This is a genomic window from Corynebacterium sp. HMSC08A12, from assembly GCF_001807485.1.
In the GTDB taxonomy this organism is placed as follows: Bacteria; Actinomycetota; Actinomycetes; order Mycobacteriales; family Mycobacteriaceae; genus Corynebacterium; species Corynebacterium evansiae.
Window position 1 is genome coordinate 50,377 of the sequence record NZ_KV789168.1, and the last position, 13,214, is coordinate 63,590.

The window sequence follows — 13,214 nt, forward strand, 5'->3', positions numbered from 1 at the left end:
TTACACCTCAAACTCGAAGGGCACATTCATGGCATTTGACTGGTTCTGGAAGGCGATGGGATCTTCCCCGAAGAAGAATCAGAAGAAAAGCCGGGCCGTGGTCGCTCAGGCCGACTCGTCGCGCTACTCGGGGCTAAGCGATGCGGAGCTTCGTGACGCCGCCTCGGACGTCGTCACCGAACAATCCACTAGCGAGGATGGCCACCACTTCGGTGGGCAGGTAGACGACGCTCCCGCGCTGCTGGCAATCCTGCGCGAAGCGGCAAGCCGCACCCTGAACATGGAGCCCTTCGACGTACAGATGCAGGGCACCTACCGCCTGTTGCACGGCGATGTGGTGGAGATGGCCACCGGTGAGGGCAAGACCCTAGCCGGCGCGATGGCCGCCGTCGGCTTCGCTTTGCAGAGCAAGCGCGTTCACGTCATCACGGTCAACAGCTACCTGGCTGGGCGCGATAACGACTGGATGGGTCCGATGTTCGACTTCTTCGGGCTGACCCACGGCGCGATCCACGAGGACCTCACCGCGGACCAGCGCCGCGACATTTACTCCCGCGACGTCATTTTCGGCGCCATCAACGAGCTCGGCTTCGACGTCCTGCGCGACCAGCTGATCACCCGCCGGGCCGACCAGGTGCGCACCCCTGCGGACGTGGCCGTGATCGATGAGGCCGATTCGGTGATGGTCGACGAAGCCCTGGTGCCGCTGGTGCTCGCCGGTTCTGAGCCCGGCCCGGCGCCCGCCGGCCGCATTACCGACCTGGTCAAGCGCATGGAGGAAGACAAGCACTTCCACGTCTCCGAGGACCACCGAAACGTCTTCCTCACCGACGAGGGCGCGGCGTTCGTAGAGAAGCAGCTGGGCGTGGAGTCCCTCTACGAGGACGAGGGCGAGCTACTAGTGCAGGTGAACGTAGCCCTGCACGCCGAGCACCTGCTGATCCGCGACGTTCACTACATCGTGCGCGACGGCAAGGTGGCTCTTATTGACGGTTCCCGCGGCCGTGTGGCCGAGCTGCAACGTTGGCCCGACGGCCTGCAGGCCGCAGTGGAAGCCAAGGAGGGGCTGGACGTCACCGACGGCGGCCGCATCCTCGACCAGATCACCATCCAGGCGCTGGTCGGCATGTACCCCGAGGTTTGCGGCATGACCGGTACGGCCCTGGCAGCCGGCGATCAGCTGCGACAGTTCTACAACCTGCAGGTCTCCGTCATCGAGCCGAACGTGCCGAACATCCGCTTCGACGAAGCCGACCGGGTGTACGTCTCCGCCGCCGAGCGCAACGACGCGGTGGTCAAGCACATCGTCGAGGTGCAAAAGACCGGCCAGCCGCAGCTGGTGGGCACCCAGGACGTCGCGGAATCCGAGGAACTGGCAGAGGCCCTGCTCTCCGCGGGCGTGGAATGCTCCGTGCTGAACGCGAAGAACCACGAGGCCGAGGCGGCCGTCGTCGCCGAGGCCGGCCGCCCGGGCCGCGTGACCGTCTCCACGCAGATGGCCGGCCGCGGTACGGACATCAAGCTAGGCGGCACCGACGAGGCCGAGCACGACGAGGTCGTGGAGACCGGTGGCCTGCACGTCGTTGGCGTGGGCCGCTTCCGCTCCCAGCGCCTGGATAACCAGCTGCGCGGCCGCGCGGGCCGTCAGGGCGACCCAGGCAGCTCCCTGTTCTTCGTTTCCCTGGAAGACGACGTGGTCGCCGTGGGCGGCGCAGGGGAGGAGCTGCAGGCCCAGCCAGAGGAGGACGGCCTGCTGCCGCAGAAGAAGGTCCAGCAGTTCGTGGACCACTGCCAGCGCGTGACCGAGGGCCAGATGCTGGACATCCACGCCACCACCTGGAAGTACAACAAGATGATCAAGGACCAGCGCGACATCGTCAACGACCGCCGCGACACCCTGCTGGATACCACCGCGGCCTGGGACGACTTGAGCTACCACAACGTCGACCGCGCCGCAGAGCTAAAGAAGCAGGGGATCAGCGAGGAAGTGCTGGAGCAGGCCGCCCGCGAGATCATGTTGTTCCACCTGGATAACGAGTGGTCGGAGCACCTGGCCTACCTGGATGACGTGCGCGAATCCATCCACTTGCGCGCCATTGCCCGCGAATCGCCGATCGATGAGTTCCACCGCATGTCCATCGCCGCCTTCGGCGAGCTGGCAGAGCGTGCCGTCAACAAGGCTCGCGAGACGTTTGACGAGGTAGAGATCACTTCCGAGGGTGCCCAGCTGGGCGAGATGGGCCTACACAAGCCCAGCGCTACGTGGACTTACATGGTGAACGACAACCCGCTATCCTCCTCCGGGGGATCTGTGATGGGGTCTATCGTTCAGATGTTCCGCTAGCTGCTTTAGGGTATTGTTAGACGTATTGTTATAGCCGAACCGATTAGTTCGAATGAGAGGACTTGAAAGCCATGAGCGATAACACCGGAGTGCCTGAGGCATCTGTCGAGACCACGTCAGTCTTTCGCGCAGACCTTCTAAAGGAGATGGAGTCTGGTTCGCAGCACGATGCCTCTCCCGCCGGTGTGGAGGGCCTTCCTGAAGGCTCTGCGCTGCTGGTTGTGAAGCGCGGCCCGAACGCTGGCTCCCGCTTCCTGCTGGACCAAGACACGACCGCCGCTGGCCGCCACCCGGACAGCGACATCTTCCTGGATGACGTCACCGTTTCCCGCCGCCACGCTGAGTTCCGCCGCAATGGCGACCAGTACGAGGTTGTGGATGTCGGGTCCCTGAACGGCACCTACGTGAACCGCGAGCCGAAGAACTCCTCCGTTCTGTCCAATGGCGACGAGATCCAGATCGGCAAGTTCCGCCTGGTGTTCCTGAACGGTTCGAAGGAAGCCTAAGGAAAAGTGAGCGCACAGAGAAGCCACGCTAGCGCTCCTGCACCTGCCTCCTCACCAGCCGGAAGGGTTCTTCCCACTTCGTCCATTGGCGATGTGCTGAAGCAGCTGAAGCCGGACTTCCCGGACGTCACCGTCTCGAAGATCCGCTTCCTGGAATCCGAAGGTCTGGTTAGCCCGCGCCGTTCGCAGAGCGGTTACCGGCGCTTTTCCCCGGAGGATATTTCCAGGCTGCGCTACATTTTGACCCTCCAGCGGGATAACTACCTGCCGCTGAAGGTTATCCGCGAACGTCTGGAGGCCATGGATTCCGGCAAGGTCACCCCCGTGACCGCCGCCCGCAAGTCCGCCCCCGGTGCGATCTCCCCGGAGCAGATGCGGGCCACGCAGTCCCGCCGCCTGACCCGCGCGGACGTTACGGCGCGCGCCAACGTGCAGGATTCTTTCACCGGATCCCTGATCCGCATGGGGCTGATCTCCGCCGACTCGGCCGGTTTCTTCTCGGTCGATGACGTAGAGATCGTGCAGATCGCGCAGAACCTGACCGACCACGGCCTGGATAACCGCCACCTGAAGGCGCTGTTGACCATCGCGAACCGCCAGTTCGACATGGTTTCCCGCATCGCCGACCCGCTGGCTCACGGCCGCGACGAGAACGCCCAGCAGCGCTCCGCCGAGACCGCCCGCGAGATGTCCGCGCTGATCATTTCGCTCAACACCGCGCTGGTGAAGGGCAACCTTGGCTAAAGGCACCGAAGTCGTCTTCCTCGGCCGCGCTGTCGGTAGCTCTCTCGGTTGCGGCGCGCCCGTGCCCGACTGTCTTATTTTTATGACGCCCCAGCGCACCCACATCCTGCCGATCTGGGTGGAGCCAACGTTGGATCTGGGCGGGCGCCCCACGGATGCCGAGGTGCTGGCGAACATCCTGAAGCACGACGAGGCGCGCGACCCGTGGTTTGCCCGCATCGTCACCAACTCTCGCGGCCAGATGACCGCCGGTTTGGTGCTGGAGGAAGGGGAGTCCGAGCGTTTCATCGACATTCGCCCCTCCATCCTGGAGCCCTTGTGGCACGCGGGCGTGATCTTCGACGTGCGCGTTGAACCCGGGGTGGAAAGCTCGCTGATCCGCGTAAACCCCGCCTGGGTCGACGAACTCGAGGCGAAGCTCAAGCAGGTGGACGAAGACGGCGACCAGGTGGACTTCCTGCTGGATTGGAACCCGGAGGACATGGGCTTCACCGCCAGCGACAACGCGGATTCCGACTTCCAACAAATGTGGGAGGGCCTGGGACTGTCGAGCGATCTCGACGACTGGCTCAAGGAATGACACGCCTGTTGTTACACGTGTGATTTTTGTGACTCGTGTTAAAGTAATGTTCGGCTAGCGGTTGACTGTGCCGCAAACCGGTCTAATCTTTAGAAGAGAATTGAAATTACACCAGGAGTGTTTCATGCAGGATGCCCTTTTCGACGTCCATGGCCCCGACGACGAGGTCGGCTACCGCGTGCCGATCGCCTGCCAAGTCGCCGGCATTACCTACCGTCAGCTGGACTACTGGGCCCGCACCAAGCTGGTTCAGCCCAGCATCCGTAATGCCGCCGGCTCCGGATCCCAGCGCCTGTACTCCTTCCGCGACATCCTGGTGCTGAAGATCGTGAAAGGCCTGCTGGATACCGGCATTTCCCTGCAGAACATCCGCAAGGCCGTGGAAAAGCTGGAGAACCTGGGCGTCGACGACCTCGCCGGCATCACCCTCGTCTCCGACGGCCACACCGTCTACGAGTGCCGCTCCTCCGAGGAAGTCATCGACCTCCTCAACGGCGGCCAGGGCGTATTCGGCATTGCCGTTCCGGGCCTGATGAAGGAACTGACCGGCACCATCACCGCCTTCCCCTCCGAGAAGGTCGTGCAGGACGCTGCCATCGACGAGCTGGCCGAGCGCCGCCGTCGCCGTATGGCCTAAAGCTGCCTCAGAAAAGCTCCCCGCGCCCGCTGGTTCAGCTCCGGCAGGGGACCATCCTGCAGCTGCGGGGCCAACACTCCACCATTCTCTTCTGCGACCTCCACCTTGGAGACCGCCAGCGCCTCATCGGCCATCTGCCGATCCGCTGGCTTCCACAGCTCCGCGCCCGGCTGGCCACCCTCACCCCACGCCTTGTAAGCCTTAATCGCTTCCGCGTCCGGCTTACGCACAACCTCCGCCTTTAGGCAGTGGTCCAGCTCCACCTCGTTCGCATCGTTGAACTCCTGCACCGCATCCTTCAACTCCGCCTCATTCGCAGCCCACACCTGCACCACGAATTCCCCCTGCGGGCATTCCGGCGCGGCCAAGTCGTCCTGGTTATTCCGCGCCAGCGCCACCCACCCGGCCACTAGGAGCGCCACCACGATCACGGCCGCGAGCGCTGCCCAGACCCATCCGGCAACCCGATAGTTCTGCTTTCCGCTTGCGTGACGTGCCACGATTCTTCTTCCTCCCAGTAGTTTTCTACCCAGTGTAGGCCAGTAGCCGCTTGCGCAGCCCCTGTCCGCGCTCCATCAGCCCCTTTTGCCGGGCCACGTACTCCGCCCGTCCCGCCGGGGTCTCGATCCGCACCGGCTCGAAACCCCATTCGCACAGGTCATAGGGCGAAGCCTCCATGTCCAGCCGGCGCACGTCGCAGGCCAGCTCGAAGCAGTCCAGCCACAGCTCGCCGGGGATCAGCGGCCCCAGCTTCGTAGCCCACTTGTATAGATCCATGGTGGCGTGCAGGCAGCCCGGCTGCTCCATCTGGGGCTGCGAGTCGCGTGTTGGGGTGTGGGCGTTGCGGGGCGCGGCGGCGTCCGTAAAAAAGCGATAAGCGTCAAAGTGCGTGCACTTCAACTGCGACGCTTCCACCACCTCGTCGGTACCGGCCGCGCCCAGCCGCAAAGGCTCGGGGTGGCGGGGCGCATCCTTGTAGACCATCGCCCACTCGTGCAACCCAAAGCAGCCGAGCACGGGCGGATGCCGGTACGTGGCGTCCAATAGCCGCGCGATATAGCGCACCGTCTTGCCTCGCGTGGCCATAAACCGTTCCGCATCGAGGGTCCACACGTCGCCGCGGCGCACGTAGTGGTCCTTGTACTGCGGCAGGTCGCCGTCGCCATCCCACACCACACCCTTATTGACGCCCGGATGCCAGTGGCTCAGCTTCCCAGGGGTAGTGGGGTAGTAGGTGAACATGAAATCCCACACCGGGTGCCTTTCACCCTCCGCGCGGCGCCTGCGGTGCCCCTCGGTGAGGCGCTGCACGCGCTCCCGGTGGGCGGCTTGCCTATCGCGCCAGTTGTGCAGTACCTCAGTCATGGGTCCAGTCGCGGACGGTGCCGACGAGCTCCTCGATGATGTCCTCCAGCGTGATCATGCCGATGATCTGCCCATCCGCATCCACCACCGCGGCGATGTGGCTGGAGGTGCGGCGCATGTTGCGCATCGCTACGTCGAAGCTGGAACCGGTCTTGACCTCCAGCAGGGGGCGGATGTCCGTGGTATCCAGCTGGCCGTCGGGCTCCACCAGGTTGTCCAGCACGTCCTTGACGTGGACGTAGCCGATCCACTTGCCCTTGGTATCGGTGACGGGGAAGCGGGAGTAGCCCGTCTCCTGCACCGCCTTCTCCACGGCCGCGACCTTCATCCGTGGGCCATCCTGTCGGATGCAGTGCACGTCGGCCGCGGGGATCAGCACCTCGTCCAGCGTGCGCCGCGAGGAGCTCAGTGCCTTGTCCAGGCGGTTGGCCTCCTCCGGGGCGATCAGCCCTTCGGAGCGGGAATCCTGGATCATGCTGGCCAGCTCGGCAGGGGAGACGGTGGAGTCCAGCTCGTCCTTCTGCTCCACGCCCATCAGCTTGAGCGTGTGGCGCGCGATCCAGTTCAGCAGCTGCATGATCGGGTTCGTGATTTTCACGAACAACAGGTGCAGTGGCACCACGAACGTCGCCACGGTTTCCGGGCCGGCCAGGGCGATGTTCTTCGGCACCATCTCACCCAGGATGATGTGCAGCATCGTCACTACCAGCAGGGCAATCGCAAAGCTCACCGGGTGCAGCATCTCCGGTGGCAGCCCCAGTGCCTCGAACGGCGCCTCGATGAGGTGCGCGATCGCGGGCTCGCCGACCTTACCCAGCAGCAGCGAGGCGATCGTAATGCCGAACTGCGCGCCCGCCAGCATGATCGACAGGTGCTCGCTGGCGTAAAGCACCCGCTTGGCGCGCTTGTTGCCCGCGGCGATCATGGAATCCAGGCGATCCCTGCGCGAGGAAATCAGCGCGAACTCCACCGCCACGAAGAAGGCGTTGAGCGCCAGCAGGAAGACGGCAAAGACGATGGCCCAAATGTCACTCATTAGTTTGCCTCCTCCTTGGTCAGCGGTTGCAGCAGCACCTTGTCCACGCGCCGGTTATCCATCTCCTTGACGGTGGCCCGCCAGCGTCCGGACATGCCCGTTTCGAAGCTCTCCATCATCTCGTTGTCGCCGACGGGCAGCAACACCTCGTCCCCCTCGGCGGGGATGCGCCCCAGCGTGGCCATGATCAACCCGCCGAGCGTATCGTAGTCGCCCTCTGGCGCGGTGTAGCCCACGGCGTCCGGCAGCTCGTCGGTGCGCACCAGGCCGGAAACCTCCCAGTGGGTGCCCGTCTTGCGGACTTCCTTGTCCTCTTCCACGTCGTCGTGCTCGTCCCACACCTCGCCGAGGATCTCCTCGACCACGTCCTCGATCGTCACGATTCCGGCGGTGCCGCCGTACTCGTCCACGACCATCACCAGCTGCGAGCCCGCGGCCCGCACCTGATTCAGCACGTCATCGCCGCTCAAAGAATCCGGCACGGAGGGGACGTTCTTCATCAGCTTGTTCAAAGTGGTGGTGGGGCGCGAGTCGTGGGGGATGGTCAGTGCATCCTTCACGTGCACCACGCCCACGGTCTCGTCCAGGTCCCCACGGGTCACGGGGAAGCGCGAGTGCCCGGTTTCCAGCGCCAGCTCGATCAGATCCTGCGCGGTCTCCTCGACAGTCAGAGATTCGACGGTCGACCGGGGTGTCATCACATCCTCCGCTGAGGCGTCACTAAACCGCAGCGACAGATCCAGAATCCGCGCCTTAGACTCGGTGAACCCACCGCTGCCCGTCGAGTTTCTCACCAGCGCCGAGAGCTCCTCGGCCGATCGTGCGGACGCCAACTCGTCCGCCGGCTCAATGCCCAACCTCCGGACAACCGCGTTGGCCATGGAGTTCATCCCGTTGATGAACCACTTCAGCACCACGTTGAAGGTCCACGCCGGGCGGATAGCGGTTCGCGCCACTTCGATGGGGTGGGTGATTGCCAGGTTCTTCGGCACCAGCTCGCCGAACACCATCGACAGCACCGTCGCCACAATCAGCGACAGCACCAGGGCGATCGGCATGGCGGCGGCCTCGCTTAACCCCGCAGCTTCCAGCACTGGGTCGAAGAACTTCGCCAGGATCGGCTCCGCCAGATAACCCGTGGCCAGGGTGGTGATCGTAATGCCCAGCTGCGCGCCGGAAAGCAGAAAGGAGAGCTGCCCGTGCGCCTTTTGCACCAGCTTCGCCGTACCGTCGCCCTTGGTGCGGGCGTGCTCGTCAATGGTGGAGCGTTCCAGCCCCGTCATCGCGAATTCCACAGCCACGAACAGGCCGGTAGCGGCCGTTAGCAGCACAAACAGGACTAGCCCGACTAGGGAAAGAACTATGTCCACTTGAGTATTCCGACTCCTAAATCTTTTTCAGCTCGGCGACCAATTTGGCGCCCGGCAGCACGGTTGGGTGCACCCCGGCCTTGGCCATCATTTTCTCGGTGTCAGCTTGCTGGTCCGCGAAGGACAGCGTCACCACTGTGCCGCTTGCTCCGGCGCGGGCGGTGCGCCCGGCCCGGTGGACATACGCCTTGTGCTCGGCCGGAGGGTCGATGTGCACGACCAGCTCCACGTCCTTCACGTCGATCCCGCGGGCGGCAATGTCGGTGGCCACCAGCACGGTATTCTTGCCTTCGGTAAAGCCATCCAACGCCGCTTGGCGGGTGTTCTGCCCCTTATTACCGTGAATCCCCACGGCGGGCACTCCCGCGCGCACCAGCTTCTTTACCTGCCGGTCTACGGCGTACTTGGTGCGCATGAACATTACAGTACGCTTCCGCAGCTTTCCAATGGCCACCACCAGCTCGTTGCGCTCCTCCCGGCTTTCCACCACGCCCAGCAGGTGGCGCATCGTGTCTACGCTGGCGGTGGCCTCGCCGGTGGAGTGCGTCACGGGTTCGCGCATGTACTTATCCACCAGCACCTGCACGTCGCCGTCCAGCGTGGCGGAAAACAGCAGGTGCTGCGCCTGCTTTGGCATGCGGTCCAGCAGCTTGGTCACCTGCGGCAGAAAGCCCATGTCGGCCATCTGGTCTGCTTCGTCGATGGCCACGACCTTCACGTCGGAAAAGTCCAACATGCCTTGCCCCAGCAAATCCAGGGCGCGCCCCGGCGTGGCCACCAGAATGTCCACCGGCCTGGCCAGCGCCGTAACGTTGCGCTGGATCTTCACCCCGCCGACGACCTCCAGCAGCCGCTGACCGGCCGCGTTCGCAATCGGATCCAGCCGCGAGCGCACCTGCGTCGCCAGCTCTCTGGTCGGTACCAGCACCACGCCACGCGGCTTTTTTGGTTTTGACGCCCCCCGCCTCAGCAGCTGAATCATCGGCAGCCCGAACGTGAATGTTTTGCCGGAACCTGTCGGTCCGCGGCCGAGAACATCCCGCCCCTCGACGGCCGCGGGGGTGGCGGCCGCCTGGATGGGGAAGGGCTTGGTTATTCCCTCGGCGGAAAGCTCCTTGGTGATGCAATCATCTAGCCCGAGCTTTCCGAACTCTGATCGGGACAATTACGCTTCGACCTCACTACGATCCCCGGACCAGAGGGTGTGGAAAGAGCCCTCGCGGTCGGTACGGCGGTAGGTGTGGGCGCCGAAGTAGTCGCGCTGACCCTGAATCAGAGCCGCCGGCAGGCGCTCGGCGCGCAGCGAGTCGTAGTAGGACAGGGAAGAGGCGAACACCGGCACCGGCTGGCCCAGCTGGGTAGCCAGGATGACCACGCGGCGCCAGGAGTCGATTAGGCCGCCCAGCTCACCCTTGAAGTACGGGTCCAGTAGCAGGGAGGGCAGCTCCGCGTTCGCGTCGTAGGCCTCGCGGATGCGGTTCAGGAACTTCGCGCGGATGATGCAGCCGCCACGCCAGATGGTGGCCAGGTCGCGGGGGTCCACGCCCCACTTGTGCTCCTCGGAGCCAGCCTTGATCTCGTCGAAGCCCTGCGCGTATGCCACCAGCTTGGAGGCGTAGAGCGCGCGGCGGACGTCCTCGATGAACTCTTCCTTCGGCACGTCCAGGGTGGACAGCTCGCCGCTAGGCAGGTTGCCGATGGTGGCGTCGCGCTGCTCGCGGGCGCCCGACAGCGCGCGGGCGAACACGGCCTCGCCGATGCCGGTGGTCGGGATGCCCAGGTCCAGGGCCGCCTTCACGGTCCAGCGGCCGGTGCCCTTCTGGCCCGCGGAGTCCACGATGACGTCGATCAGCGGCTTGCCGGTCTTCTCATCGGTCTGGGAGAGCACCTCGGCGGTGATCTCGATCAGGTAGGAATCCAGGTCGCCCTCGTTCCACGTCTTGAACACCTCCGCGATCTCCGCCGGCTCCATGCCCGCGCCGTAGCGCAGCAGCTGGTAGGCCTCGCCGATAACCTGCATGTCGGCGTACTCGATGCCGTTGTGCACCATCTTCACGAAGTGTCCCGCGCCGTCGGGGCCGATGTGCGTCACACACGGGGTGCCGTCGACCTTCGCCGCCACGGATTCCAGCAGCGGCCCCAGGGCCTCCCAGGATTCCGCCGGGCCACCGGGCATAATCGCCGGGCCGTTCAGCGCGCCTTCCTCACCGCCGGAGATGCCGGCGCCGACAAAGTTCAGGCCGCGCTCGGACATCTCGGCCTCGCGGCGGATCGTGTCGGTGTACAGGGCATTACCGCCGTCGATGATGATGTCGCCTTCGTCCATTTCCGCGGCGAGCTGGGAAATAACGGCGTCAGTACCAGCACCTGCCTGCACCATGATCAGGGCGCGACGGGGCCGCTCCAGCGACTTAACGAAATCGGCGATCGTCTCCGAGGGAACGAAGTTGCCGGTCTCGCCGAAGTCCTCCATGAACTTGTCGGTCTTCGCGGTGGTGCGGTTGTAGACGGCCACGGTGTGACCGTTGTTGGCAAAGTTCCGGGCGATGTTGGAGCCCATCACGGCCAGTCCAACAACACCAATCTGGGCGGTTCCTTCAGCAGTAGTCATGGTTTTACATCTTACAGGGCGATGGGTTGGTTAGGCTTAGGCGCATGTCCAATATTTTCATTGAACTAAGTCGTGTTGCCACCGAGCGCGAACTCACCGAGCAGGAGATCGCCACCCTCAACGAACTACTGGCCAAGCACCCCACTCTCGACCGCACCCTCGGCGTGCAGTACCGCGCCGTCGGCCCGGACAAGATGCAGCTGGCCCTCGAGATCACCGAGGATCACCTGCAGCCCTGGGGCGTGACCAACGGCGGCGTGTACGCCAGCCTGGGGGAGACCGCCGGCTCCATGGCCAGCTTCGTCGCCGCGGGCGCCGGTCCGGCAGTCGTGGGCACCTCCAACCAGACGCACTTCCTGCGCCCGTCCGTCAAGGGCGACGTCATCGTCTCCACCGTCCAGGCGGAGCATGTCGGGCGCACCACGCACCTGTTCCGCGTGGAGCACAAGAACGAAAAAACCGGCAAGACCTGCGCCTTGACCTTCCTCAAGACGCAGGTAGTGCCGGATATGCCGAAGGCCTAGTCGGATACTGCGCGGGTGTCGCGACCCTCGCCGAAGCGCAGGTTGTCGCGAACCTCGATGGAGCGGATGCCTTCCTTGTCCTCCAGGTCGCGCAGCTTGCGGATCGCGTTGCGCGCGTGCAGCTGCTGGCGGGTGGCCACCAGCTGCCAGCGGCGGCGGGACACGGAGTTCAGGCCCCAGCTGAAGGCCGCGACCGCACGGTTGCGGAAGCCCACCATGTACAGCAGGTGCAGCACCAGCCACATGACCCAGCCGAAGAAGCCGGAGACCTCGGCCTTGTTCATCTTCACGACCGCGTTGAAGCGGGAGACGATGGCCATGGAGCCCTTGTCGAAGTAGCTAAACGGAACGCGGCCTTCGGGGGCGGTGCCGTTGTTGACCTCATCCAGGATGGTGCTTGCCGCGTACTGGCCGCCCTGCATCGCCACCTGAGCCACGCCCGGCAGACGGTCCTTGCTCATCATGTCGCCCACGATGAAGATGTTGCGGTGCTCGCCCAGGGTCAGGTCGTCGTTCACCGGCACGCGACCCGCGCGGTCGACCTCGATGCCAGCCTGCTCTGCCACGTGCTTGCCCAGCGGAGAAGCGGCAACACCAGCGGACCAGATCTTGGCGTAGGAGGGCACGAAGTGCTCCTCCTCGGTCTTCATGTCCTTGTAGCGCACGCCTTCCTTGGACACGTCGGTGACCAGGGAGTTGAGGATGACCTCCACGCCCAGGTCCTCCAGGCGGCGGGCAGCCTTGCGGCCCAGGCGCTTGCCGAACGGCGCCAGCACCTGCGAGCCACCGTCGATCAGCAGGATGCGGGTGTCCTCAGTGTCGATCTCGCGGAACTCGTCGCGCAGGGTGCGGTGGGACATCTCGGCCAGCTGGCCGGCCAGCTCCACGCCGGTCGGGCCGGCGCCGACGACCACGAAGGTCAGCAGGCGCTCGCGGGCCTCCGGGTCGGTGGTGATCTCGGCGCGCTCGAAGGCGCCGGTCACACGGGCGCGGATCTCCAGCGCGTCGTCGACGGTCTTCATACCCGGCGCGAACTCTGCGAACTGCTCGTTGCCGAAGTAGGACTGGCCGGCGCCGGCCGCCAGGATCAGCGAGTCGTACTTCAGTACGGCATCGGTGCCGCCCAGGTCGGCGGTGACGGTCTGCTCGTTGATGTCCACGTTGCGGACCTCGCCCTTGACCACGCGGACGTTGTTCTGGTCCGCCAGGATCTGGCGGATGGACGGGGCGATCTCGCCCTCGGAGAGGATGCCGGTCGCAACCTGGTAAAGCAGCGGCTGGAACAGGTGGTGGTTCGTCCGGTCGACGATTGTGACCTGGACGTTCTCGTTTTTAAACTTTTTCGCCGCAAACAGTCCGCCGAAGCCCGCGCCGATGATTACGACGTGGTGGCGGTTTGATGTGCTGGTCATCTAGTTGCTTCTCCTCAATGATGGTTGTAATCCGGCACCATCTTAATTGTTTCAGGCGTGCGCTTCACACCGAGATCCCCCGGAT

13 protein-coding genes are annotated in these 13,214 nt (G+C 64.6%); 6 read left to right on the top strand and 7 right to left on the bottom strand.

The features are described from left to right. The first annotated feature begins 28 nt into the window (after window positions 1–28). The 5 genes from secA2 to HMPREF3166_RS02150 all read left to right on the top strand — a co-directional run bounded on the left by secA2 (window position 29) and on the right by HMPREF3166_RS02150 (window position 4,811). Window positions 29–2,344, top strand: a complete 2,316-nt coding sequence (secA2, locus tag HMPREF3166_RS02130; protein WP_070487439.1) for an accessory Sec system translocase SecA2 — start codon at window positions 29–31, stop codon at window positions 2,342–2,344. 71 nt (window positions 2,345–2,415) lie between these two features. Next, window positions 2,416–2,850, top strand: coding sequence for an oxoglutarate dehydrogenase inhibitor Odhl (gene odhI, locus HMPREF3166_RS02135; protein ID WP_034987504.1), 435 nt, complete (start codon window positions 2,416–2,418; stop codon window positions 2,848–2,850). Window positions 2,851–2,856: 6 nt separating this feature from the next. Then, on the top strand, window positions 2,857–3,594 hold the full coding sequence (locus HMPREF3166_RS02140) for a transcriptional regulator FtsR (protein WP_035004027.1): 738 nt from the start codon (window positions 2,857–2,859) through the stop codon (window positions 3,592–3,594). Next, window positions 3,587–4,174 carry a hypothetical protein gene (locus HMPREF3166_RS02145; RefSeq protein WP_070487440.1) on the top strand — a complete coding sequence of 196 codons (588 nt, stop codon included), beginning with the start codon at window positions 3,587–3,589 and terminating at the stop codon, window positions 4,172–4,174. The genes HMPREF3166_RS02140 and HMPREF3166_RS02145 overlap by 8 nt, the downstream gene beginning before the upstream one ends. Before the next feature lie 124 nt (window positions 4,175–4,298). Further along, window positions 4,299–4,811 carry a MerR family transcriptional regulator gene (locus HMPREF3166_RS02150; protein ID WP_005294601.1) on the top strand — a complete coding sequence of 171 codons (513 nt, stop codon included), beginning with the start codon at window positions 4,299–4,301 and terminating at the stop codon, window positions 4,809–4,811. On the opposite strand, the gene HMPREF3166_RS02155 is transcribed toward HMPREF3166_RS02150, so the two are convergent. The 6 genes from HMPREF3166_RS02155 to gndA are packed head-to-tail and all read right to left on the bottom strand — an operon-like array spanning window position 4,808 to window position 11,193. Further along, the gene (locus HMPREF3166_RS02155) at window positions 4,808–5,311 is read right to left on the bottom strand and encodes a hypothetical protein (protein ID WP_035004023.1); all 504 of its coding nucleotides are present in this window, start codon (window positions 5,309–5,311) and stop codon (window positions 4,808–4,810) included. The genes HMPREF3166_RS02150 and HMPREF3166_RS02155 overlap by 4 nt on opposite strands. Window positions 5,312–5,336: 25 nt before the next feature. After that, a complete protein-coding gene (locus tag HMPREF3166_RS02160) occupies window positions 5,337–6,176 on the bottom strand; it encodes a 3-methyladenine DNA glycosylase (RefSeq protein WP_070487441.1) in 840 nt (279 codons plus the stop codon). Then, entirely contained in the window at window positions 6,169–7,212 is a 1,044-nt protein-coding gene (locus tag HMPREF3166_RS02165) for a hemolysin family protein (RefSeq protein ID WP_070487443.1), read from the bottom strand. The genes HMPREF3166_RS02160 and HMPREF3166_RS02165 overlap by 8 nt, the downstream gene beginning before the upstream one ends. Then, on the bottom strand, window positions 7,212–8,582 hold the full coding sequence (locus tag HMPREF3166_RS02170; RefSeq protein WP_070487444.1) for a hemolysin family protein: 1,371 nt from the start codon (window positions 8,580–8,582) through the stop codon (window positions 7,212–7,214). Before HMPREF3166_RS02170 ends, HMPREF3166_RS02165 begins: the two co-directional genes overlap by 1 nt. Before the next feature lie 16 nt (window positions 8,583–8,598). Further along, window positions 8,599–9,747 (bottom strand): DEAD/DEAH box helicase, encoded by a 1,149-nt coding sequence (locus HMPREF3166_RS02175; RefSeq protein WP_070487445.1) that lies wholly within the window; start codon window positions 9,745–9,747, stop codon window positions 8,599–8,601. After that, entirely contained in the window at window positions 9,748–11,193 is a 1,446-nt protein-coding gene (gene gndA, locus HMPREF3166_RS02180) for an NADP-dependent phosphogluconate dehydrogenase (RefSeq protein ID WP_049050005.1), read from the bottom strand. It abuts the gene before it with no gap. A gap of 44 nt (window positions 11,194–11,237) precedes the next feature. Here gndA and HMPREF3166_RS02185 point away from each other — a divergent pair, with 44 nt between their 5' ends. Next, the gene (locus tag HMPREF3166_RS02185) at window positions 11,238–11,717 is read left to right on the top strand and encodes a PaaI family thioesterase (protein ID WP_035004010.1); all 480 of its coding nucleotides are present in this window, start codon (window positions 11,238–11,240) and stop codon (window positions 11,715–11,717) included. Here HMPREF3166_RS02185 and HMPREF3166_RS02190 read toward each other — a convergent pair. After that, window positions 11,714–13,129, bottom strand: a complete 1,416-nt coding sequence (locus tag HMPREF3166_RS02190; protein WP_070487447.1) for an NAD(P)/FAD-dependent oxidoreductase — start codon at window positions 13,127–13,129, stop codon at window positions 11,714–11,716. The genes HMPREF3166_RS02185 and HMPREF3166_RS02190 overlap by 4 nt on opposite strands. Window positions 13,130–13,214: the final 85 nt, after the last annotated feature.

Coding starts and splice junctions, on each gene's coding strand:
- secA2 (WP_070487439.1), top strand. CDS start 29: ATGGCATTTGACTGGTTCTGGAAGGCGATGGGATCTTCCCCGAAGAAG.
- odhI (WP_034987504.1), top strand. CDS start 2,416: ATGAGCGATAACACCGGAGTGCCTGAGGCATCTGTCGAGACCACGTCA.
- HMPREF3166_RS02150 (WP_005294601.1), top strand. CDS start 4,299: ATGCAGGATGCCCTTTTCGACGTCCATGGCCCCGACGACGAGGTCGGC.
- HMPREF3166_RS02160 (WP_070487441.1), bottom strand. CDS start 6,176: ATGACTGAGGTACTGCACAACTGGCGCGATAGGCAAGCCGCCCACCGG.
- HMPREF3166_RS02165 (WP_070487443.1), bottom strand. CDS start 7,212: ATGAGTGACATTTGGGCCATCGTCTTTGCCGTCTTCCTGCTGGCGCTC.
- gndA (WP_049050005.1), bottom strand. CDS start 11,193: ATGACTACTGCTGAAGGAACCGCCCAGATTGGTGTTGTTGGACTGGCC.
- HMPREF3166_RS02185 (WP_035004010.1), top strand. CDS start 11,238: ATGTCCAATATTTTCATTGAACTAAGTCGTGTTGCCACCGAGCGCGAA.
- HMPREF3166_RS02190 (WP_070487447.1), bottom strand. CDS start 13,129: ATGACCAGCACATCAAACCGCCACCACGTCGTAATCATCGGCGCGGGC.